The sequence below is a fragment of the Sporosarcina sp. YIM B06819 genome, from assembly GCF_033485175.1.
GTDB lineage: Bacteria > Bacillota > Bacilli > Bacillales_A > Planococcaceae > Sporosarcina.
This window is the reverse complement of the sequence record NZ_JAWLIQ010000005.1, coordinates 14726-34210: the sequence shown is the minus strand read 5'-3', so window position 1 is coordinate 34210 and position 19485 is coordinate 14726. Positions and strand designations below refer to the sequence as shown.

Here is a 19485-nt window from a genome sequence, read left to right as displayed (position 1 = left end):
CGAATCGAATCAATTCAAGCCCTCTAAAACGTTTGATAACGAAAACGACTCGGTTATGTTGGCATAACATCTCCGTGGTAGGTTTCAATAAGAAGCGGTGGTCTAGCTCTCAGCAAATCGCTACACTCTCTGGTTCACAATTCTTATCTACTCGGTCACATCAAAGATTGTCTATTCCTTATAATATAACAAATACTTGGTGTTTATACAACGTCCCTCCATTAAGGCTGTTTATTTTCATTAAAAAGAGCCATATAGTATGCTGAATTTGATTCAGAATAATCAAAAAGGGGAGAACGGAATGGAGAATGTCACACTAAATAATGGAGTGCGTATGCCGCAGCTTGGATTCGGGGTATGGAAGGTTCCTGATGAGATTGCAACGACTACAGTTGAACACGCACTGGAAGCAGGTTATCGTTCAATTGATACAGCTATGATTTATCGCAATGAATTAGGTGTCGGAAAAGCGATTGCAGAAACTAAAATTCCAAGAGAAGAATTGTTTATTACGACAAAATTATGGAACGCCGATCATGGCTATGAAAGTACATTACAAGCATTTGATGCAAGCCTCGAAAAACTTGGTGTGGATTATATTGATTTGTATATAATTCACTGGCCAACACCTTTACACAATAAATATATTGAAACATACAAAGCACTTGAAGAACTTTATAAAGATGGACGCGTAAAAGCAATTGGTGTCAGCAACTTTGAAATTGAACATTTGCAACGAATTTTGGATGAATGTGAAATCGTCCCAGCGGTGAATCAAGTAGAACGTCATCCTTACTTACAACAAAAGGAACTTAAAGAATTTTGCGATGGACATTCCATTAAACTAGAAGCATACAGCCCTCTTATGAATGGAAAAGACGCCTTACAGGATGAGGTCATTCAAGAAGTCGCCGCCCAACATGGGAAAACGCCAGCACAAACCATCCTACGCTGGCATTTACAAACAGGCGTAATTGCTATTCCTAAATCCGTAACACCCTCAAGGATCAAAGAAAATCTCGATGTTTTCGATTTCAAGTTAACTGAAGAAAATATAGAGAAAATCGCCACGTTAGATCGAAACGTCCGAGTAAATCGTCACCCAAGTGAAGTGAACTAAATACGTAAAAAACAGCCCAACGAGGAAACGCATCTCCTTGTTGGGCTGTTCAATCAGTCTTCTTCTATTTCAATACGATTCTTCTTGAACAGCTTAGATAATATCTCGTAAACGATCGGTACGACAATCAACGTTAATAACGTTGAACTGATTAACCCACCGATTACAGTAATACCAAGACCTTTGGAGATTAAACCGCCGCCACCGCCTGATCCAATTGCCAGCGGAATAAGTGCACCGATTGTTGCGATTGCAGTCATAAGGATTGGACGCAGTCGCGTTGCTCCCGCTTCAAGAACTGCCTCACGCATTTTCAAACCTTCGCGTTCCATACGGATAATCCGGTCTACAAGTACAATCGCATTCGTAACAACGATACCGATTAACATCAGTAGACCCATCATGACCGATACAGAGATCGTTTCACCTGCGATTAATAAACCAACAAATGAACCAATGACTGCAAATGGTAACGATACTAGAATTGCGAATGGTGCAACACCCTCACGGAATGTGACCACTAGGATGAAGTACACAATTGCGATAGCAGCAAGCATTGCCACAATTAGTTGTGTAAATGTTTCCTTCATATCCGCAGCAACACCAGCAGTGTCAATTGTAACACCTTTCGGTAACTCCAATTTATCAATTGCCTTATCAATTTCAGATGTTGCCTTTGAAATATCAGCATCAATTATTGTTCCTGAAACTGTTGCATGATATTCACCTTTACTACGAGTGAGCGCATTGAGCGTTGTCCCCTTTTCAACGGCTACTAACTCAGACAGTTTCATTGTCGTACCAAGCGCAGTCGGTACTTCTGTTGCTAATAAATCATCAATCGATTTTGGTTGAACAGCTTCTTCTTGCTGTACAATTACTTTTAATGTATTGCCGTCTTTTTCAATTGTTGTCAAGACATCTTGCATGCGCATTGGATTTAACATCATAACGATTTGCCCTGTTGTTAACCCATACTGCAGTAATTCATCTTGCTCTACTTTAAGTTTGTACTCTACAAATGCATCTTTTGCACTTGAAGAAACATCTTCAAGACGATTGTTGTCATTCATAACGCCTTCTACCATTTTTACAGCTTCATTTAGCTTATCTAAATTTTCACTGTAGAACGTGTAGCTTACTTCATTTGTAGACGCACCGCCCATAGCGCCAAAGTTTTGGCTCTTCCATTCGCCTGTTTCGGCAATGTTGAATACATAGTCTTCAATTTCTGTGCGAGCTTCCGGGAAATTCTTCATATCTGGGTCAAAGATCAGGTACATTAACGCACCATTTGAACCTCCACCCATCATAGCTGCCATAGGATCAGCCGCATCCGTAACAGATAACTGGACAATATCAATATCATCGCGTTTTAATAGCTCTTGTTCCACAGCTCCAATGTTTGCTAACGTATCTTCCATTAGCTCGCCAGCCTCTGGCGTGTACGTTAAGTACATCACTTTTTCTTCTTCACTACCCATAAAGCTAAATCCAATTAATGGCGTCAATGCCACACTTCCAGCTAATAAAACAATGGAAATGATTGAAGTAATCCATTTATGGTTGAGCGTCCAAGCTAGAATGCCTTTGTACCAAGTTGCTAATTTACCAACCTCTTTATGGTTGCTTTCTGTTTTCTCACTATATAGCTTTTTCCTAAATAAGAAGTGAGATAATGCAGGAACGATTGTAATCGCAACAAGTAACGAAGCACCAAGTGCAAATGTCATTGTTAATGCAAACGGCATGAACAACTCACCGACCATACCGCCCACGAAAATAAGTGGCGCGAATACCGCAACCGTTACTAATGTTGAGGACATAATTGGTTTGAACATTTCAATCGTTGCTTCACGCACAAGCACCCGACCTGATAATTTTTCTGTTTTTAAATGCAGACGCCGATAAATATTTTCAACGACGACAATCGAGTCATCGATGACACGCCCAATGGCAACCGTAATCGCACCAAGCGTCATAATATTGAGCGTAATCCCCATCCAGTTGAGTAGCAGTAAAGCCATGAAAATCGAAACCGGGATGGAGACGATTGAAATAATGGTTGATTTAAAATCGCGTAAGAAGAGAAGAATGATTAATATCGCAATTCCCCCACCAAATAACGCCTTTTCAATCATTGTTGAAACCGATTTTTCAATTGGCGCACCTTGGTCAAGTGATACATCGACTACAAGACCGTCAATTTTTTTCTCTTCATCTGAAATTAATTTCTTCACATCATTTACAACATCTACTGTGTTTGCCTGCTGCCCTTTAATAATTTGAATGGCAATGGCATTTTCACCGTTTGTTCGTGAAACTGATTGTACTTTACCGACGACTTCAATTGTCGCGATATCGCCAAGCTTCACAAATGGTGATGGATTTGTTTCAGACGGTGTGACAGGAATAAGCATTCCTTTTAATTCATCAGCTGTCATGAACTTGCCGTCTACTGCAACAGCTTGCTCACCTTCTTCGAATTCGTAAAGACCCAATGATACAGCTAGATCACTTGCTTGGATCATTTGCTTGACTGAATCTGGCGTTATACCAAGCTCAGCCATCTTTTTGTCATCATACGTAAGTTGTACTTCTTCAATATGCTGACCTGTAATAGTAGCAGATGCTACCCCATCGATTTTCTCGATTTTTGGAAGCAAGATTTCCTCGACTGTGGATGTTAGTTCAACAATATCCTCCGTCGTACTACTGATACTCAATGCAACAACGGGCATCATGTTCATGCTAATTGCTGTAATGGTTGGCTTTTGAGCGCCTTCTGGTAGAGACACTGCATCGAGCGCTGATGCTAATGCACGTTTCGCCTCATCCATGTCTATACCATATTCGTATTCAACTTGAAGATTTGACATATTCGAATAGGAATTTGAATAAACAGATTTTACATGTTCAAGATTGTCTACCGCTTTCTCTAATGGTATGGAGACATCCTTCATGACTTGCTCAGGAGTGGCCCCCGGGTAGACATCCATCACCATTAAAAATGGAATCGAAATATCTGGAAGCGTCTCTGTTTTCATACGTGTACCTGAATAGATACCCGATACAACTATGATGATTGTTAGCAACCAAACTGCTAATTTATTCTTCAAGACAAAATTGACTAAACCTTTCACTCTTACACCTTCCCCTATTTGACTAATCTGATTCAATTCCTTATACTAATGACTAACGGGTCATCTGTCAACAAAAAACCCTAGGAGCGATACTATACCAATGATGAAAAAACAATTGATTATGGAAAAGGCATTAGAACTTTTCGCAGAAAAAGGCTTTGAATCAACATCCATCCAACAAATCACTGAGCACTGCGGCATTTCAAAAGGCGCTTTCTACCTATCATTCAAATCAAAGGACGAATTGATTTTAGCATTGATCGATTACTTCATGATGAAGTTCACTTCCGATATTGACTACGTGGTCAAAAGCACAAAAAACGATGAAGACCTTTTATACAAATTTTATTACACCATTTTCAATTCCTTTGATAAACATGCTGATTTCGCCAAGATTCTTATTAAAGAACAAATGCGATCATTTAACGAGGAATTCATCCTAAAAGGCCGTATTTATGATCAAGCAATGGATACAATTATCTTATCGATGGTCGAACGATTATACGGTGATGAGATTGAACAGACAAAACACGACGTCATGTACTGCGTGAAAGGCTTTATGAAAACATATTCAGAGTTGTTTTTATTCTATAACCTGCCATTAGATTTAGATCTACTAGCCAAGTCACTTGTGGAAAAAACAAATGTACTAGCAAGACATATTACAATCCCGTTTATTTCAACCGAGCTGATTCAACTTCGTCAACAACCAATGACTGAAGAAGCAACGAAGGATCAAATTCTCGAAATCCTCGAACAAAATATAGATGAAATTGAAGAGTCTATTGAAAAAGAATCACTAATCCTTCTGAAGCAACAGTTAGTTGAACCGACGTTAAGTCCAGCCATCGTAAAGGGATTACTTGAAAACATTCGAACGCACTCCCATTGTAAATGGGTTTCTTACTTGCTTCGCAATTATTTTAAAATCCAATAATAAAACAGGCCATTTCAAAAATCGACGACAATCGACTTTTGAAACGGCCTTTTTTAAACCTATCCAAAATATTCCACTACTATTTGCACGATCAATAGTACTGTCACAACACGAAGAATTGGTTTCACATGCTTCGCTTTTAATTTCCGTGCAAGGCGAACGCCAAGCTGCGCTCCACTGATTGACCCTAACATCAACGCAAACGTAAGTGGCCAAATGATTTTCCCTGTTGAAATATAACTAATTGATGCACCAAAACAGCTCGAAAAAATCATAATACGAGATAGACCGACAGCTCTCAGGTAAGAGATTTTCATTCGTGCATAGACATATAACGCTAATGTTCCACTACCAGGACCAAATACGCCATCGTAAATCCCGATACCGTACAACGAAGAGGCACTCTTCTTCGTAACACGGAACGGCTCATTGCCCTCAAAGTCTACTTTTCCTAAAAATGAGGTAATGAATGCAAAGGTCAGCAGCACAATCGCAATGACAACCATCCACTCTTCTTTTAAAAAGGAGGCAATCACCCCGCCGGTAATTCCCCCGGTCAGGCTGAGTGGGACAACCGTCAGCGCTTCTTTGACGGTGACTTCTTTATTTTTATAGATGACAAAAAAACTTGAAAAGGAGCTCACTGTATTCGATACTTTGTTGGCCCCAATTGCGGAGTGAACGGGCAACCCCATCAACAGCATGGCTGGCAAACTGATCAGTCCCCCACCTCCCGCTAACGTACCAAGCGTCGTTGCTGCAAAGCCGATGAAATAAAGCATAACGTATTCCATAGGGCATCCTTCTTTCAACTAAAGCTTCTATACACTTAGCATATTCATCTTTCAATCATAAGTAAATTCGATTGTATGAATGGGAGTCTATTAGAAATACTAATAGACTGAAGTGCGTCATTCAAATTAAAACGCAACAAGAAAGTTGAATATTCTTTACTCCACCAATCCACTTTGTTATACTATGTATAGAACAAATTAGGTAGCAGGAGGGCTCCGTATGAAAAAATTCGGGATTACTTTTTGTTTATTGATAAGCATCCTTCTATTAATTGCGGGCTGTAGCAAGAAGAAAGAAGCAATGCCAGAAACTAATGCAGAAGAGGTGAGTTCATTGGAAGAAATTGAAGGTGTATGGAATGGCTCCATTCAGGTTCCAAATCAACCGCTGCCCATTATACTGACATTCGAAAAAACGAGCGGCACAATTAGTATTCCCGCACAAGGATTAAATGACTACGCACTAACAAGCACGACACTAAATGACACAGACATATTTCTTGAGATGAATATTCAAGGTCAACGCATCACATTTGATGGCAAAGTAGCACAAGACAGCATCACGGGGACATTCACACAACAAGGTCAATCCTTCCCCTTTGAATTAACAAAAGGCAGTCCAGAAGAAGTCGTTGAAACAGGTGATGTTGTTCAAGTGGACGTAGAAAATGGAACGATGGATGGCCTATTAGAAATGCCTCAAGGTGAAGGTCCTTTCCCACTCATGGTCATTATCGCAGGATCTGGTCCCACAGATCATGACGGCAATTCACAATTGTTGCCCGGGAAAAATAATAGTTTGAAAATGATTGCGGAAGGGTTAGCAGCAGAAGGTGTGGCGAGTATCCGCTATGACAAGCGCGGAATCGGTAAGAACATGGGCTTAGCTGGCAAAGAACAAGATTTGCGGTTCAATCACTATATTGACGATGCTGCGGCATGGGTTCAATTTGCTAAAACGGATGCACGTTTTTCAAAGGTTGGCATTATCGGCCATAGCGAAGGGTCATTAATCGGGATGGTCGCTGCGGAACAAGCAATTGCGGATGCATTCATTTCCATTGCAGGAGCAGGTAGACCGATTGATCAAGTACTTATGGAACAATTAGATGAGCAACTGCCGGCTAACCTACTCGAAGAATCCAACACCATTTTGAATGCGTTAAAACAAGGCGAGCAAGTACAAACCATCAGCCCCGAATTGCAAAGTCTCTTCCGCCCATCCGTTCAACCTTATATGATTTCATGGTTGCACTATGACCCGGCCGAGCAACTGAAAAAGCTACAAGTCCCAGTTCTCCTAGTGAACGGCAATCGAGACATCCAAGTACCCGTTAAGGACGCGGAACTATTGCATGACGCGAAAAAAGATGCCGAGTTACTGATCGTGGACAAAATGAATCATATCTTGAAGGAATCACCTGAAGATCGCGAAGGTAATATCGCGACTTATGGTAATCCAGATTTACCTTTGGCACACGGGTTGATGGATGGGATTGTCGGATTTTTGAAAGATTTATAATACCGCACAATCTGCGTCCAGTCATAACCCTCCCCCATCCGCCATATAGTTAGGCAATATCAGTTGATGGGGGAGGATATTATGATGACAAAGGAAACTCGCTTGCGTCGAATCCAGCATCTCGCTCACGAAATTATGGATGAGATGAATCGGGGCAACGAGACTAGGCAGTTGGAGACGCTACATCTCGCGATTGACAATCTATCTCGAGCCATTGGAGATTTAGCAGATCCACACGGTCATTTTTCACTCGATTACATAGAAGGTAAAGTGGGAAATGCACATTACCTGTTGTTTGAGAATAAAAAAAGGTAAAGCTTCACTCGTAATATCACTCCTACCATTGCCAAGCAAAAATCCCGGTCCTATCGTCAAATTTCAAACGACAGGACCAGGATTTTCTTGTTGTTAAAAGTCTTGAAAAATACTCATTCAATCAGCTTTTCATCGACAATTGCAATAATAAAACCATTGTCATTGTCAGCTGCTAACCGATTAAAGACGATTCATAAAATATAAAAACCAAACTGCATGATTTTGTTCATCAGCTGAAGCACGTGTAAAAGCATCTCTAATGACCGGGTTATCAGCACTTCTTGCAATATTGTGATAGAAAGCAACAGCTTCCTGTTCATCTATGAATGAGGCAAGTACACCACTTTTATAATCTGCAGGACATTGATGTATAATTTGTGGAGTTGGCTGTTTTCCAGTTAAAGAAATATAAAGATACCAAAATGTTTCATAGTGCCTGATTTCATCATTTCTGATTTCAAGAATACGTTTTTTCGTCTCGTCATTTGGAGCTTGGCTTGCTAATAATTCATAGCAGGCGATCGCGGTGTACTCACCATTAATCGCTTTCAAAATATCATTTAAAACTTCTGTACTCGTAGAAGGTTGCACGGAAATTTGATTCAACTTTTCACCCCCATTCTCATCAATATATGAGTAAACCTAATTAAATGGACCTTGTCTTATGGAAGTGGAAGTTTTGCTGCAATGTACAGTTCTAAGGTATTTCAAAATCGAATGCTGTAAGATGATAATAAACAATGAAACAGGAGTTGACTGTATGAAGATCGGAATGATTGGCATTGGTGATATTGCAAAGAAGGCGTACTTGCCTGTTTTATCACAAACAAAGGGGATTGAGCTCCATATTTGTACTAGAAATGAAGATACATTGAAGGACATCGCTAACACGTATTCGATTCAACATCTCTACCGGGATTTTGACCAATGGCTGGCAAGCGGAATCTCAGCGGCATTCGTTCATTCATCAACAGAATCTCATGAAACGATCATTGATAAGCTACTCGACAACGGTATTCACGTCTATGTGGATAAACCTATCACCTATGACTTGGAATCATCGACACGTTTAATGAAAAAAGCCGAAAGTAAAGGACTGCTCTTAATGGTTGGTTTCAACCGGAGATATGCGCTTCCTTATATGAAGTTAAAGGAAATAGAAGAGCCAAATATGGTTGTCATGCAGAAAAACCGGGGGCATCATGCAGGTGAATCACGGCAGTTTGTTTTCGATGATTTCATTCATGTGATCGATACACTACTCTACTTGTTCCCTTATCCAATTGAACAGATTCGTATACGGGGTAAGCAGGAAAATGGTTTGCTCCATCACGTCGTTTTACAGTTGGAAGCCGCACAAGGGACGGCGATTGGCATTATGAATCGTGAGGCGGGTACAACCGAGGAAAAAGTGGAAGTCATGAACGCCCATGAAACGCGTAAGGTCATGAATGTCAATGAAGTGATTTCTCATATTGATAAAAACAGCCTCACTCTAGGTAGTGACGATTGGCAGCCAACGCTTGAAAAACGCGGATTCCACGGTGTCATTGCCGCTTTCTTGGAGGCTGTTAAAGATGGACAAGTATCTGCCGAATCCTATCAGCGGGATTTGGAAGCGCATGTTATAGCCGAGAAAGTTGTGGAAACACTTGGGTAAATAGTGTTTTCAGAAGTTAATCGACCCTGTAATTAAAAGTTCGCGCTGTCAATTAATTTGGAAGAAAGTTGAAAGTATTTACTTATGCAGTTTGTTTTAATAGGCATCTTTCATACGTTCGAAGCCACTATACATGACAAAAATTTAGTGGGTTGTCGTTTGAGCAGGGGTACTTCTTGTAGTAACCCCATTAAATTTCGATATGCAATACTTCCAGTGAAAACGACAAAGGGAACAACTCGGTTAAGAGCTGCTCCCTTTATTGTGCTTATTTTAGGAGTTCAATTGTAAAACTAGATGTTCTAGCCAACTTAGGTAACTCATCTTTAGTTGCAAAAGCTTGATTCCCTGCAACTCCACTCAAAATTATTACAAGTACAAGAATTGACAAAATTTTCTTCATTATAAATCCTCCCATCTTTTAATTTTTCTATATAAGTAACCATATCTATTTGCTTCTTGATAGTAAATAGACGATAGTTTATACTTCCTATTATTGTAGTACCATTCCGCTAGTGCAATAGAATATTTATGGACATATTGATAATCCTCAATTAATTTAAAGTATTCAATTGCTTCTTCAATAATTTTATCAGATAAACCTTGTTCACTATGAAGCGATTTAAAAAACATAAAATGATGATAATATGATGTGAAGTTATTATTCTTTAATTGCGAAATCAAAGTAAGTCCTTTATCACACCAATCATTAACAAATTGGTGGTTATTAATTTTTGAATACTCAGTAACCAAACAAAGTATTGAAATAAATGGGCTGTCTTTTTCTGTCCTATATTTAATACTTTTTTTATAGTAAAGAATTGCGTCTTCACTATTGCCCATTGTCCCATATAAAGACCCTATATTATGGTATACAATTCCTTTTTCATCGTGCAAGTTAAACTCATCACAAATTTGCATTGCTTTTAAATAAGATTCTAACGCTTCAGGAAATTGTTCTCTTTTCTTACGAGTAATTCCAATAAGAATGTAACAATCCAACACTCTCTTCATTGAAAAATTTTCTCTAAAATAATCAAGAGCACTTCTTATATAATCAATAGTTGTAAAAATCCGACTATCCGCCGTGTAAACTACCCCTACCATATAATTCAATTCTGCTTTTTCCCAAGTCTCTAATGGTAAATCTTCTACTAATAATAACACATCTTCGAAATATTCAATCGATTTATTACGACTTTCTGTGTAATAATGATAGATTGCTTTATTTATTGTATATAAATACATTTGACGCGGATTAAAATCCTTGCTCAATGCTTCAAGATCTTCAATTTCTTTTTTTCGTTCATGTAAATTCGTTCCTAAATTAATTCGAAACCTTAATAGAATTAGAAGATATGAATAGTAAAGCGATTGATTTTCAAATAATGGACTGTGCTGTTCTAAATACTCTAGTTTTTGTTTAGTGAAGTTCTCGTCTCGATTTGTGATCACTTCTTTATAAGTAGCTTCTAGCATTTTCTCAAAATCAATTTCAATTTGCTGGTCATTTTTCTGTAACTTCGATGGATCTATGCCTAATCGATTGAATAATAACACGACTATGTCTTCACTCGGGAAAATTAAATTCCGTTCGATTTTAGATAAGTAAGAAGGTGTGCAGATTCCTTTTGCTAAAACTAATTGCTTCATGTCTTGTTTAATTCGTTCTGCTCTTATTAAATGACCTACTTTCATAAGCGGATCCCTCACTTTTATAGCATAGTACATACGTAACACTAATCATACCATTTTATTGTGAGAAATTAATTACTGAAACCTTCAAAAAATGCATGTTTTAGAAAAAAATGTCCCAACCTAATTGAATATCACTCCCGCCTCAACAATGGTATGTTTAGTTTAGCAAGAAAAGAGGGGGCTTTCGCATGCGATTTGAAGACGCTTATTTCGAGGAAACCGTCAAGGTAAGTAAAAGAGATAAAGGTACTAGACCATATAGTAATAATAAAGTACGAGTTCCGAATTCAAAAGTGATATCTAAATTGTTACATCGAATGCATAACTGCATGCCATTCTTTCTAAGGAAGTGAGATTTGCCCATGGAAACAAGAAATGAACTATTTGAAGTTGAATTTAAAAAAAGGCAATTAGATCAAATGAAAATTGAACTGTTGGTGTTTCTTCGCAAGGCGCAATCTAATGGATTCCTTGAGACTGTGGAATTTCGGGATATTCCATCAGACAACACATAAATTTATAATCGGCAGCAATGATAGCATCTACAATTTGAAATATCAAACGAACCATTTATAAAAAAAGGTTCTAAAACAGCTCAGGGCTGTTTTAGAACCTACCATCAAAATCCATATTCCGCATCTTTCTTTTCCCGAATCCCTGTATAAGCCTCAACAAGCAACACGGTATCCTCCACTAAACGTTCCAAACGGAAATGCACATCATCATTAATGATTTCTTTGCGGTTGAAGTCTTTTTCTTCTATAAAAACATACGTCGGAACAATATGCGCCTTCATATACGCTAAAATCGGCTTTAATTGTTGCTCTACCATCAAATAATGCTTTGGGCTGCCTGCCGTAACAAGCATACTCACCACTTTATTTCGGAACGCATTGACTGGCAATAAATCAAAGACATTTTTCAGCGTAGCTGGAATAGAAGCTTGGAACGTCGGTGTGCCGATGATAATCGCGTCCGCCGCCATCAGTGTTTCGGTCACATATTTCGTGTCACCTTCATAGTCGAAATAATTGCGCCCGTCACTAAATACTACATCAAAGTCAGCTAGATCCAGCAAAGCAATCTCTACATCAGCGTATTTTTCTTGTGCTATTGTGAGCGTATAATCCATCGCCGTTCTTGTTTTAGACCCTACTTTAGAACCCGATAGTAATACGATTTTCATCTTGGTGCCCCCTTATTTCCCAGTTGTATATTTCTTAACAGCTGGCAATATTTCTGTTGCAATCAGCTCTATATTTTTCATAATTTTATCAAACGGTACGCCACCAAAATCAATTTGTGCCATGAAGCGTTGTTGACCGAATAACTCATACTGGTAGAGCATTTTTTCAATAATTTGCTGCGGGCTACCAACCATTAACGCATCACGCGTATCTATCGCTTGTGCGAATTGTTGCTTCGGATAACCGCCGCCTCGTAACGCCATCATACCTGTATCAATATGCGGGTAAAATTCACGCAGTGCATCCTGGGAATTTTCTGCAGTGTAGAATAAACTCGTTGTCGCGACCGGTAGAGCTGTCGGGTCAAAACCACTACGTTGCGCCGCCTCACGATAGGCATCCACTGACGCCTTAAAGTTAACTGCCGGACCGCCAAGTGTTGTCAACATCATCGGAACTCCTGCATATCCCGCCTTAATGGCACTAGCCGGTGGTCCACCGACTGCACGCCAAATCGGTAGATGACCATTTTGTGGCTGCGGTAAAATAGTCGCATTGTTCAATGGTGCACGGAACCGACCTTGCCACGTTACCGTTTCCTCGTCATTAATCTTCATCAACAACTCTAACTTTTCTTCAAATAATTCTTCATAATCACGCACGTCATAACCGAGTAAATCATAAGCCCCTATCCGTGAACCACGCCCCGCAACAATTTCTGCTCGCCCTTTTGAAATTAAATCCAGTGTCGCAAAGTCTTCATAGACACGCACGGGGTCATTTACACTTAACACAGTAGCAGAACTCGCAATTTTAATATTTTTTGTCGCCTGTGCAATCGCACCTAAAATAACTGTATGCGCTTGTGTAGTAAAATGCATTTGATGACTTTCACCAACCGCAAAAACATCCATTCCTGCTTCGTCTGCCAGCTTACTTGCCCCTATTAATTCCTGAATACGTTGCCCAGCGCTGATTTTACTTCCTGTGAAGGGGTTTAGTAAGTGATCCCCAATCGAGTACAAACCAAATTCCATTCCTTTAGTTGGTTCAATACGGTATTTTTCCATTATGAATCGCCCCCTTTTTTCTAATCAAATCTTATTTAGTCAATCGGTTGTAATTTCGCCTCAATCTCTCCACGTCTACCTTCCAAAAACGGCGGCAAATCTAATTTTGTCCCTAACGCTTCAACGGTCGAATCTTTTGTAAAGCCGGGCCCATCTGTTGCAATTTCAAATAGAATACCATTCGAATCTCGGAAGTATAGGCTTTGGAAATAAAAGCGATCAATCACCCCTGATGAATCAAAGCCTCGCTCTTTCACAACGCCATCCCAATAACGTAACTCTTCCTCATTTTTCACGCGAATCGCTAAATGATGAATGCTGCCTCGGCCTGGTTTTTCACTCGGTCCCTCTAACTTCTTCAAAACGATTTCACCAAATGCTTGCCCTTCAACAGACTGATAAATAGCTCCCTCTTCAGAACGTGCCACTTCTGCATAACCAAATAGATCTCGCAATGTACTGGCTGTCCGTTCTACATGGCGCACTGTGATTTCCACAGTTCCCATCCCTAAAATACGATGTTCTTGATCAACGCCCGAACCTTCCCAAGCCGACCAAAACTCCGGAATATCCTCACCGTTATTGTTTAATAAAATCAGGCGTAAGCCTTCTGAATCCTCAAATGGCAATGCTGCCCGACCTGCATATGTTGTAATGTCTCCATGCATGACATCTAACTGCTCAAAACGCTGTTTCCAATACGTCAAACTTTCAAGTGATGGCACAAGTAATCCAATTTGCGTAATGGCATTTGTACCACGAACCGTTCTTCCTGCATTCGTCATTTCAAAAAAGGACAGCTCTGTTCCCGCACTTCCTGTCAAATCTCCATAAAACAAATGATACATCGATGGACTATCCTGGTTAACCGTCTTTTTCACACGGCGTAACCCCAATACTTCTCGATAAAAATGATTATTCGTCGCGGCATCTTTGGTGATCATTGAAATGTGGTGGTGTCCAGGTATTTTGTACATAATTGTACCTCCTTGGTTTTTAGTTGATTAGTCAAGTGATGGCGTAAAAAAAAATCACTCTGGCGGTAATTCTTTTTTCTGACTATGTTTATGGATACGTGTCATCAGTGAATAGAGTGTTTTCTCTTCTTCTTTTGTTAATACCTCTTCAAAAAATGACGTTTGAAATCCCAGTTGAGCTGGCATAGCCTTTTCTAAAATAGTTTCGGCCTTATTCGTGAGGCTAATCATTTTTGTTTTCCAATCCTGCTTTCGGACAATATAGCCTTCTTTTTCAAGTCGTACAAGCATCCGGGAGATCCCGCCTTGCGTCACTGTCACTTTGTCAGCTAATTCACTTTGCGTAAGGGGCTGGTATGTTTGAATTTGTACAAGTACATCAAATTGTGCCGTTGTTAAATCGAAACGCTTTAAAAAGTCGTTTGACAGTTGATTGCTTTGATTGGTAAAACGCATTAAACGTAACCAAATGAGCGAGCCAATCGTATGATTCTGCATTTTGTTTCGCCTCCTCGTTATCACTTTACCACGCAAGTGATAAAGGGTCAAAGGAATTGTTTAGACAGCACTAAAAATTGAGCAATCACTTTCTTAATTCAGCCCCCCTAACAAAGTAATTTAGTTAACAATAACAGTTGTTAACTAAACAAAGCGTTATGCATCTATAACTATTGACTAGATAGATGGAAGTCATTCATTTCATATGCGAATCTTACATAACCGCCTTATAGAGGTAAACAACCGGTGAAAAGGCCCGTTAAATGCACCTTTACCGCCAGATTAATGTTCAATAGAATTAGTCCACCTACTATACTGTCATATCCAAAATTTTAATACGCCATTTCTTTTTCGTTGAAAACGCTTGCATAAATTTAGATTAGTTGATATATTCTTTATAACAAGTTTAGTTAACTTAACTAAAAGGATGGTAATACTATGACGACGATGAGAGATATAGCAACGAAAGCTGAGGTTTCTACAGCTACCGTATCTAGAGTGATCAATGGAGACCCTACATTATCGGTAACTGATGAAACAAGAAAAAGAATAATGGAGGTCGTTGATGAACTTGATTACAAGCTACCAAGAAGAAAAAGTGGCAAAACTTCTGAATCTATTCAAGTGAAAAATATTGGTCTCGTTATATCTAATGATGAAACTATTGACCCGTATTTTCTTTCTATTCGACTCGGAGTAGAAAGTGTCTGTGAAAAGTACTCCATGAATATTTCATCTATATTAACGGTCGGTAAAAGTGATTTTACAGCTGCAACGCTCAGCCGCTTGGATGGGTTAATCGTATTCGGCGATGTCATCATTGAAGATCTACAAGATGTCTATTTTCACAACAACAATATTGTGATTGTTGACTTTTTACCCGAAGAAAACACCTACGATGTCGTTCTATCTGACTTTGAGACAGCTACTAGTGAAGTAATGGATTATCTGTTCAACCTTGGTCATACCGATATTGCTTATATTGGCGGTCAAGGTGCAATTAGAGGCATTACAACTGAACAAATAATCGCAAAAGAAGATACCCGCAAGCAAATATATGAAAAGAAAATGAAGGAAAAGGGGCTATATAATTCGGAGTCTATTCTTTTAGGCGATTTTGGTTCCAATAGTGGTTACTTGTTAACAAAGGAGCTGATTGCATCTACCGTCAACCCAACGGCAATTGTCGTTGCGAGTGATCCGATGGCGATTGGCGTTATGCGCGCCCTGCACGAAGCCGGAATAAAGGTACCAGATGAAATATCGGTTTTCAGCTTTGATGATATTGACTCTGCCGCTTTTTTAAATCCATCATTATCGACTGTTAAAATTCATACCGAAGAAATGGGGCGGACTGCTGTTAAGCTGTTGTATGACCGCTTACAGAGCGATCGAATATTGCCGCTCAAAGTCATACTCCCTACCGAATTAGTCATTAGAGATAGTGTAGCCACTAAAAAAGCATAGAAATAAAAAAATTATATTGGAGGATGTTATATATGAAAAAAATGATTTCGTTACTCGTAGCAGGTGTCCTATCCGTTGCCCTACTTGTCGGTTGCTCTGGTGGAAGTGACTCTAAAAGTGATGAAGTAAAAATCGAATTCTTTCACTATAAAACCGAAGCCATTTCTACATTTTCCAAATTAATTGAGAAGTTCGAGGCAGAAAACCCAACGATTAAAGTGGAGCAAGTAAGTCCGCCAGAAGCAGAAGTTGTTTTAAAAACAAGAGTCATGAAAAATGAGATTCCCGATATCATTGGAATTGGTGCCAATAATAACTTTAAAGAACTATCAAAAGCAGGCGTTTACAAAGATATAACAAATGATGAAAATCTAGACAAAATTCAACCTGCTTACTTGCAAATGTTGAGAGATGTCACGGGATTAGACGAAATTTATGCAGTTCCTTACGTAGCTAATGCAGTAGGTGTTATTTATAACAAAGCAATCTTTAAAGAGTTAGGACTTGAGGTCCCGACAACATGGGATGAATTTATTGCAGTTGCAGAAAAAGTGAAAGAATCAGGACAAACTCCTTTCTACTTCACATTTAAAGATGCTTGGACAACACTGCCAGTCTTTAATGTACTTGCAGCAAACACACAAGGCGATGATTTTTATGATGAATTAAATAAAGGCAATGTGCTCGTTGGAACAAGATATAAGGAAGCGGCGGAAAAGTTTGTACAGTTACTCGATTATGGACATAAAAACCAACAAGGTGTCGCTTACAATGACGGAAACACCGCTTTCGCTAACGGAGAAAGCGCTATGTACTTACAAGGTATTTGGGCAATTCCTGAAATCAAAAAAGCAAATCCTGATATTGATCTAGGTGTTTTCCCATATCCACTAACAAATACACCTGGGGAAAGTAACGTAGTTTCCGGTGTCGATTTACTGCTAAGTATAGGCGCATCATCGAAGCACCCTGAAGAGGCACAGAAATTTATCGACTTCCTATTAAAAGAAGAAATTCTAACTGCTTATATTCAAGAACAAAATGCATTCCCAGCCCTAAAAGGAGTCCTACAAGAGGATCCATCACTTGAAGGCTTGCAAGAAAGCTTTAAACAGGGAGCACTCGTTGATTTCCCTGACCACTATATACCCGTAGGCGTCACAGCCGATAAGTCCCTACAAATACTAGCTCAAAATAAAGATGTAGCTGCATTTTTAGATACGATGCAAAAAGACTGGGAAAAGGTTGAGGATCGCAAGTAATACCATAAAAGAAACTGGGTAATCCCAGTTTCTTTTCCCTTGATAAGGAAGGAGGAAGAATAATGAAAAAAACTAGTCCTACTTTGACCTCACCAGTTCATTTAAGCAACAAGAAAAATTTCAACAATAAAGATTGGGCCTTTTATGCAATGGTAATACCCGCATTTTTACTCTTTGCTACTTTTCATACCTTTCCGGCGTTACAAGGAATCTATTATTCTTTTACGAACTGGAACGGAATTAGTGTAGCGTATGACTTTGTAGGCTTTAAAAATTATATACATTTGTTTAAAGATCAAGTTGTGCTGGATTCGTACAGGTTCACGTTTTCATTCGCCGTCATGGCCACAGTTCTTGTAAACGCCATTAGTTTGTTGGTTGCAATAGGCTTAAATTCGAAAATAAAAGGACGTAACTTTTTCAGAGCCATTTACTTCCTCCCAAACGTATTAGGCGTATTAATTGTCGGATTTATCTTTAACTTCTTTTTCACGAATATTCTCCCGAAAATGGGTGAGCAATTAAATATCGAATTTTTGATGATCAATATTCTTGGCTTAGAAAAGTATGCATGGGTAGGAATCTTGCTTGTTGTCGTTTGGCAGGCCTGCGCGTTTAACATCATTCTTTATCTTGCAGGGTTGCAGACCGTGTCAAATGAATTATATGAAGCATCTGGTTTAGACGGTGCAAACGCCTGGCAGCAGTTTTGGAAAATCACTTTCCCGATGATTGCCCCATTCTTTACAATTAATATGGTTTTGTCGATGAAGAACTTCTTAATGGTATTTGACCAGATTGTCGCTATGACAGGAGGAGGACCCGGTCACTCCACAACATCCATTGCCCTACTTATTTATAAAGGTGGATTCCAAGGTGGAGAATTCGCATTCCAATCAGCGAACGCGGTTATTTACTTTATCCTGATTATGTGCGTCTCTATTTTCCAACTTAAAATCTTGCAAAAAAGAGAGGTAGATATGTAATGAAACAGCGAACAAACTGGCTTGTCACAATTCTGATTACGCTCGGATCGCTAATCATCCTTTTCCCATTATATATGTCCTTCTCAATCGCCCTAAAAGATCCACAGGAACTTGCTAAATCAGCATTGGCACTCCCAACCGTATTTCGATGGGAAAACTTCACAAGAGCAATCGAGGCAACAAACTTTTTTAATGCGTTCAGAAATAGTGCGCTGATTACAGGCATTACACTTGTGCTCACAATTTTATCTAACTCGCTTGTGGCCTATGCAGTGGCAAGAAATATGCATAAAAAGTTCTTTAAAGGCTTATATTTCTACTTTGTCAGTGCATTGTTTATCCCATTTCCAATTATCATGTTACCTATTGTAAAGCAAACATCCGCACTCGGACTAAATAATCCAGGTGGACTCATCTTGCTATATGTCGTATACGGTATGGCTATGAACATTTTCATCTATGTCGGGTATATCCGATCCATTCCCAAGGAGTTGGAAGAGGCAGCTATTATCGACGGATGCAATACATGGCAAGTATTTTGGAAAGTCATCTTCCCACTATTAACGCCGATTAATGCGACGATTGGTATTTTGACATGTTTATGGGCGTGGAATGATTTCTTGTTGCCGTTAATTATTTTAAGTGATTCGGCTCATGCCACACTCCCACTTGTTCAATATGTGTTCCAATCTGAATTCGGGACAGATTACAACTTAGCTTTTGCTTCTTATTTAATGGCGTTGGCACCGATGGTTATTGTCTATCTGTTTGCGCAAAAGTGGATCATTGGCGGCGTTGTACAAGGATCGGTTAAGTAAATCTAAACTATAACTTTGGAGTTGAATTTTA

The 19485-nt window shown here is 39.2% G+C and carries 19 protein-coding genes; 10 read left to right on the top strand and 9 right to left on the bottom strand.

Features of this window, described 5'->3' with window-relative positions; translation table 11 throughout:
- Window positions 1-301: 301 nt before the first annotated feature.
- A complete protein-coding gene (locus R2B72_RS02940) occupies window positions 302-1120 on the top strand; it encodes an aldo/keto reductase (RefSeq protein WP_318614724.1) in 819 nt (272 codons plus the stop codon).
- 53 nt (window positions 1121-1173) lie between these two features.
- On the opposite strand, the gene R2B72_RS02935 is transcribed toward R2B72_RS02940, so the two are convergent.
- Window positions 1174-4263 (bottom strand): efflux RND transporter permease subunit, encoded by a 3090-nt coding sequence (locus R2B72_RS02935; RefSeq protein WP_318614723.1) that lies wholly within the window; start codon window positions 4261-4263, stop codon window positions 1174-1176.
- Between the two features lie 100 nt (window positions 4264-4363).
- On the opposite strand from R2B72_RS02935, the gene R2B72_RS02930 reads away from it, so the two are divergent.
- Entirely contained in the window at window positions 4364-5200 is an 837-nt protein-coding gene (locus R2B72_RS02930) for a TetR/AcrR family transcriptional regulator (protein ID WP_318614721.1), read from the top strand.
- A 59-nt stretch (window positions 5201-5259) separates the two neighbouring features.
- On the opposite strand, the gene R2B72_RS02925 is transcribed toward R2B72_RS02930, so the two are convergent.
- On the bottom strand, window positions 5260-5994 hold the full coding sequence (locus R2B72_RS02925) for a sulfite exporter TauE/SafE family protein (RefSeq protein WP_318614720.1): 735 nt from the start codon (window positions 5992-5994) through the stop codon (window positions 5260-5262).
- Window positions 5995-6214: 220 nt separating this feature from the next.
- Between R2B72_RS02925 and R2B72_RS02920 the strand changes: the two genes are divergently transcribed.
- Both R2B72_RS02920 and R2B72_RS02915 read left to right on the top strand, forming a co-directional pair.
- Complete coding sequence (locus R2B72_RS02920; protein ID WP_318614719.1) at window positions 6215-7516, top strand: alpha/beta hydrolase family protein; 1302 nt, start codon at window positions 6215-6217, stop codon at window positions 7514-7516.
- An 84-nt stretch (window positions 7517-7600) separates the two neighbouring features.
- Window positions 7601-7831 carry a hypothetical protein gene (locus R2B72_RS02915; protein ID WP_412177785.1) on the top strand — a complete coding sequence of 77 codons (231 nt, stop codon included), beginning with the start codon at window positions 7601-7603 and terminating at the stop codon, window positions 7829-7831.
- 180 nt (window positions 7832-8011) lie between these two features.
- On the opposite strand, the gene R2B72_RS02910 is transcribed toward R2B72_RS02915, so the two are convergent.
- The gene (locus R2B72_RS02910) at window positions 8012-8437 is read right to left on the bottom strand and encodes a ferritin-like domain-containing protein (RefSeq protein ID WP_318614716.1); all 426 of its coding nucleotides are present in this window, start codon (window positions 8435-8437) and stop codon (window positions 8012-8014) included.
- A gap of 154 nt (window positions 8438-8591) precedes the next feature.
- Between R2B72_RS02910 and R2B72_RS02905 the strand changes: the two genes are divergently transcribed.
- Window positions 8592-9491: a Gfo/Idh/MocA family oxidoreductase gene (locus tag R2B72_RS02905; RefSeq protein WP_318614714.1), complete on the top strand. Its 900-nt coding sequence runs from the start codon at window positions 8592-8594 to the stop codon at window positions 9489-9491.
- A 268-nt stretch (window positions 9492-9759) separates the two neighbouring features.
- On the opposite strand, the gene R2B72_RS02900 is transcribed toward R2B72_RS02905, so the two are convergent.
- Window positions 9760-9894: a lipoprotein gene (locus R2B72_RS02900; RefSeq protein WP_318614712.1), complete on the bottom strand. Its 135-nt coding sequence runs from the start codon at window positions 9892-9894 to the stop codon at window positions 9760-9762.
- Complete coding sequence (locus tag R2B72_RS02895) at window positions 9894-11189, bottom strand: tetratricopeptide repeat protein (protein ID WP_318614710.1); 1296 nt, start codon at window positions 11187-11189, stop codon at window positions 9894-9896. Before R2B72_RS02895 ends, R2B72_RS02900 begins: the two co-directional genes overlap by 1 nt.
- Window positions 11190-11551: 362 nt before the next feature.
- On the opposite strand from R2B72_RS02895, the gene R2B72_RS02890 reads away from it, so the two are divergent.
- Complete coding sequence (locus R2B72_RS02890) at window positions 11552-11704, top strand: hypothetical protein (protein ID WP_318614708.1); 153 nt, start codon at window positions 11552-11554, stop codon at window positions 11702-11704.
- Window positions 11705-11808: 104 nt separating this feature from the next.
- Here R2B72_RS02890 and R2B72_RS02885 read toward each other — a convergent pair whose 3' ends face one another.
- From R2B72_RS02885 to R2B72_RS02870, 4 genes are read right to left on the bottom strand one after another with little or no spacing between them, the layout of a single operon-like run.
- Window positions 11809-12375 (bottom strand): NADPH-dependent FMN reductase, encoded by a 567-nt coding sequence (locus R2B72_RS02885; RefSeq protein WP_318614707.1) that lies wholly within the window; start codon window positions 12373-12375, stop codon window positions 11809-11811.
- A gap of 12 nt (window positions 12376-12387) precedes the next feature.
- Window positions 12388-13446, bottom strand: coding sequence for an LLM class flavin-dependent oxidoreductase (locus tag R2B72_RS02880; protein WP_318614706.1), 1059 nt, complete (start codon window positions 13444-13446; stop codon window positions 12388-12390).
- Between the two features lie 35 nt (window positions 13447-13481).
- Entirely contained in the window at window positions 13482-14423 is a 942-nt protein-coding gene (locus tag R2B72_RS02875) for a ring-cleaving dioxygenase (protein WP_318614704.1), read from the bottom strand.
- 54 nt (window positions 14424-14477) lie between these two features.
- Window positions 14478-14921, bottom strand: a complete 444-nt coding sequence (locus R2B72_RS02870) for a MarR family winged helix-turn-helix transcriptional regulator (protein ID WP_318614702.1) — start codon at window positions 14919-14921, stop codon at window positions 14478-14480.
- 438 nt (window positions 14922-15359) lie between these two features.
- Between R2B72_RS02870 and R2B72_RS02865 the strand changes: the two genes are divergently transcribed.
- The 4 genes from R2B72_RS02865 (at window position 15360) to R2B72_RS02850 (ending at window position 19454) form a co-directional block, all read left to right on the top strand.
- Complete coding sequence (locus R2B72_RS02865; protein ID WP_318614700.1) at window positions 15360-16388, top strand: LacI family DNA-binding transcriptional regulator; 1029 nt, start codon at window positions 15360-15362, stop codon at window positions 16386-16388.
- 32 nt (window positions 16389-16420) lie between these two features.
- Window positions 16421-17650, top strand: coding sequence for an ABC transporter substrate-binding protein (locus R2B72_RS02860; RefSeq protein ID WP_318614699.1), 1230 nt, complete (start codon window positions 16421-16423; stop codon window positions 17648-17650).
- Window positions 17651-17712: 62 nt separating this feature from the next.
- The gene (locus R2B72_RS02855; protein ID WP_412177784.1) at window positions 17713-18636 is read left to right on the top strand and encodes a carbohydrate ABC transporter permease; all 924 of its coding nucleotides are present in this window, start codon (window positions 17713-17715) and stop codon (window positions 18634-18636) included.
- Window positions 18636-19454: a carbohydrate ABC transporter permease gene (locus R2B72_RS02850; protein ID WP_318614697.1), complete on the top strand. Its 819-nt coding sequence runs from the start codon at window positions 18636-18638 to the stop codon at window positions 19452-19454. The genes R2B72_RS02855 and R2B72_RS02850 overlap by 1 nt, the downstream gene beginning before the upstream one ends.
- The last annotated feature ends 31 nt before the right edge of the window (window positions 19455-19485 follow it).

What these genes read in the sequence shown, in the direction of transcription:
- R2B72_RS02900 (WP_318614712.1), bottom strand. Translation starts at nt 9,894, where the DNA reads ATGAAGAAAATTTTGTCAATTCTTGTACTTGTAATAATTTTGAGTGGA.
- R2B72_RS02860 (WP_318614699.1), top strand. Translation starts at nt 16,421, where the DNA reads ATGAAAAAAATGATTTCGTTACTCGTAGCAGGTGTCCTATCCGTTGCC.
- R2B72_RS02865 (WP_318614700.1), top strand. Translation starts at nt 15,360, where the DNA reads ATGACGACGATGAGAGATATAGCAACGAAAGCTGAGGTTTCTACAGCT.
- R2B72_RS02870 (WP_318614702.1), bottom strand. Translation starts at nt 14,921, where the DNA reads ATGCAGAATCATACGATTGGCTCGCTCATTTGGTTACGTTTAATGCGT.
- R2B72_RS02885 (WP_318614707.1), bottom strand. Translation starts at nt 12,375, where the DNA reads ATGAAAATCGTATTACTATCGGGTTCTAAAGTAGGGTCTAAAACAAGA.
- R2B72_RS02905 (WP_318614714.1), top strand. Translation starts at nt 8,592, where the DNA reads ATGAAGATCGGAATGATTGGCATTGGTGATATTGCAAAGAAGGCGTAC.
- R2B72_RS02940 (WP_318614724.1), top strand. Translation starts at nt 302, where the DNA reads ATGGAGAATGTCACACTAAATAATGGAGTGCGTATGCCGCAGCTTGGA.
- R2B72_RS02925 (WP_318614720.1), bottom strand. Translation starts at nt 5,994, where the DNA reads ATGGAATACGTTATGCTTTATTTCATCGGCTTTGCAGCAACGACGCTT.
- R2B72_RS02915 (WP_412177785.1), top strand. Translation starts at nt 7,601, where the DNA reads ATGACAAAGGAAACTCGCTTGCGTCGAATCCAGCATCTCGCTCACGAA.
- R2B72_RS02920 (WP_318614719.1), top strand. Translation starts at nt 6,215, where the DNA reads ATGAAAAAATTCGGGATTACTTTTTGTTTATTGATAAGCATCCTTCTA.
- R2B72_RS02855 (WP_412177784.1), top strand. Translation starts at nt 17,713, where the DNA reads ATGAAAAAAACTAGTCCTACTTTGACCTCACCAGTTCATTTAAGCAAC.
- R2B72_RS02895 (WP_318614710.1), bottom strand. Translation starts at nt 11,189, where the DNA reads ATGAAAGTAGGTCATTTAATAAGAGCAGAACGAATTAAACAAGACATG.
- R2B72_RS02930 (WP_318614721.1), top strand. Translation starts at nt 4,364, where the DNA reads ATGATGAAAAAACAATTGATTATGGAAAAGGCATTAGAACTTTTCGCA.
- R2B72_RS02850 (WP_318614697.1), top strand. Translation starts at nt 18,636, where the DNA reads ATGAAACAGCGAACAAACTGGCTTGTCACAATTCTGATTACGCTCGGA.
- R2B72_RS02875 (WP_318614704.1), bottom strand. Translation starts at nt 14,423, where the DNA reads ATGTACAAAATACCTGGACACCACCACATTTCAATGATCACCAAAGAT.
- R2B72_RS02890 (WP_318614708.1), top strand. Translation starts at nt 11,552, where the DNA reads ATGGAAACAAGAAATGAACTATTTGAAGTTGAATTTAAAAAAAGGCAA.
- R2B72_RS02880 (WP_318614706.1), bottom strand. Translation starts at nt 13,446, where the DNA reads ATGGAAAAATACCGTATTGAACCAACTAAAGGAATGGAATTTGGTTTG.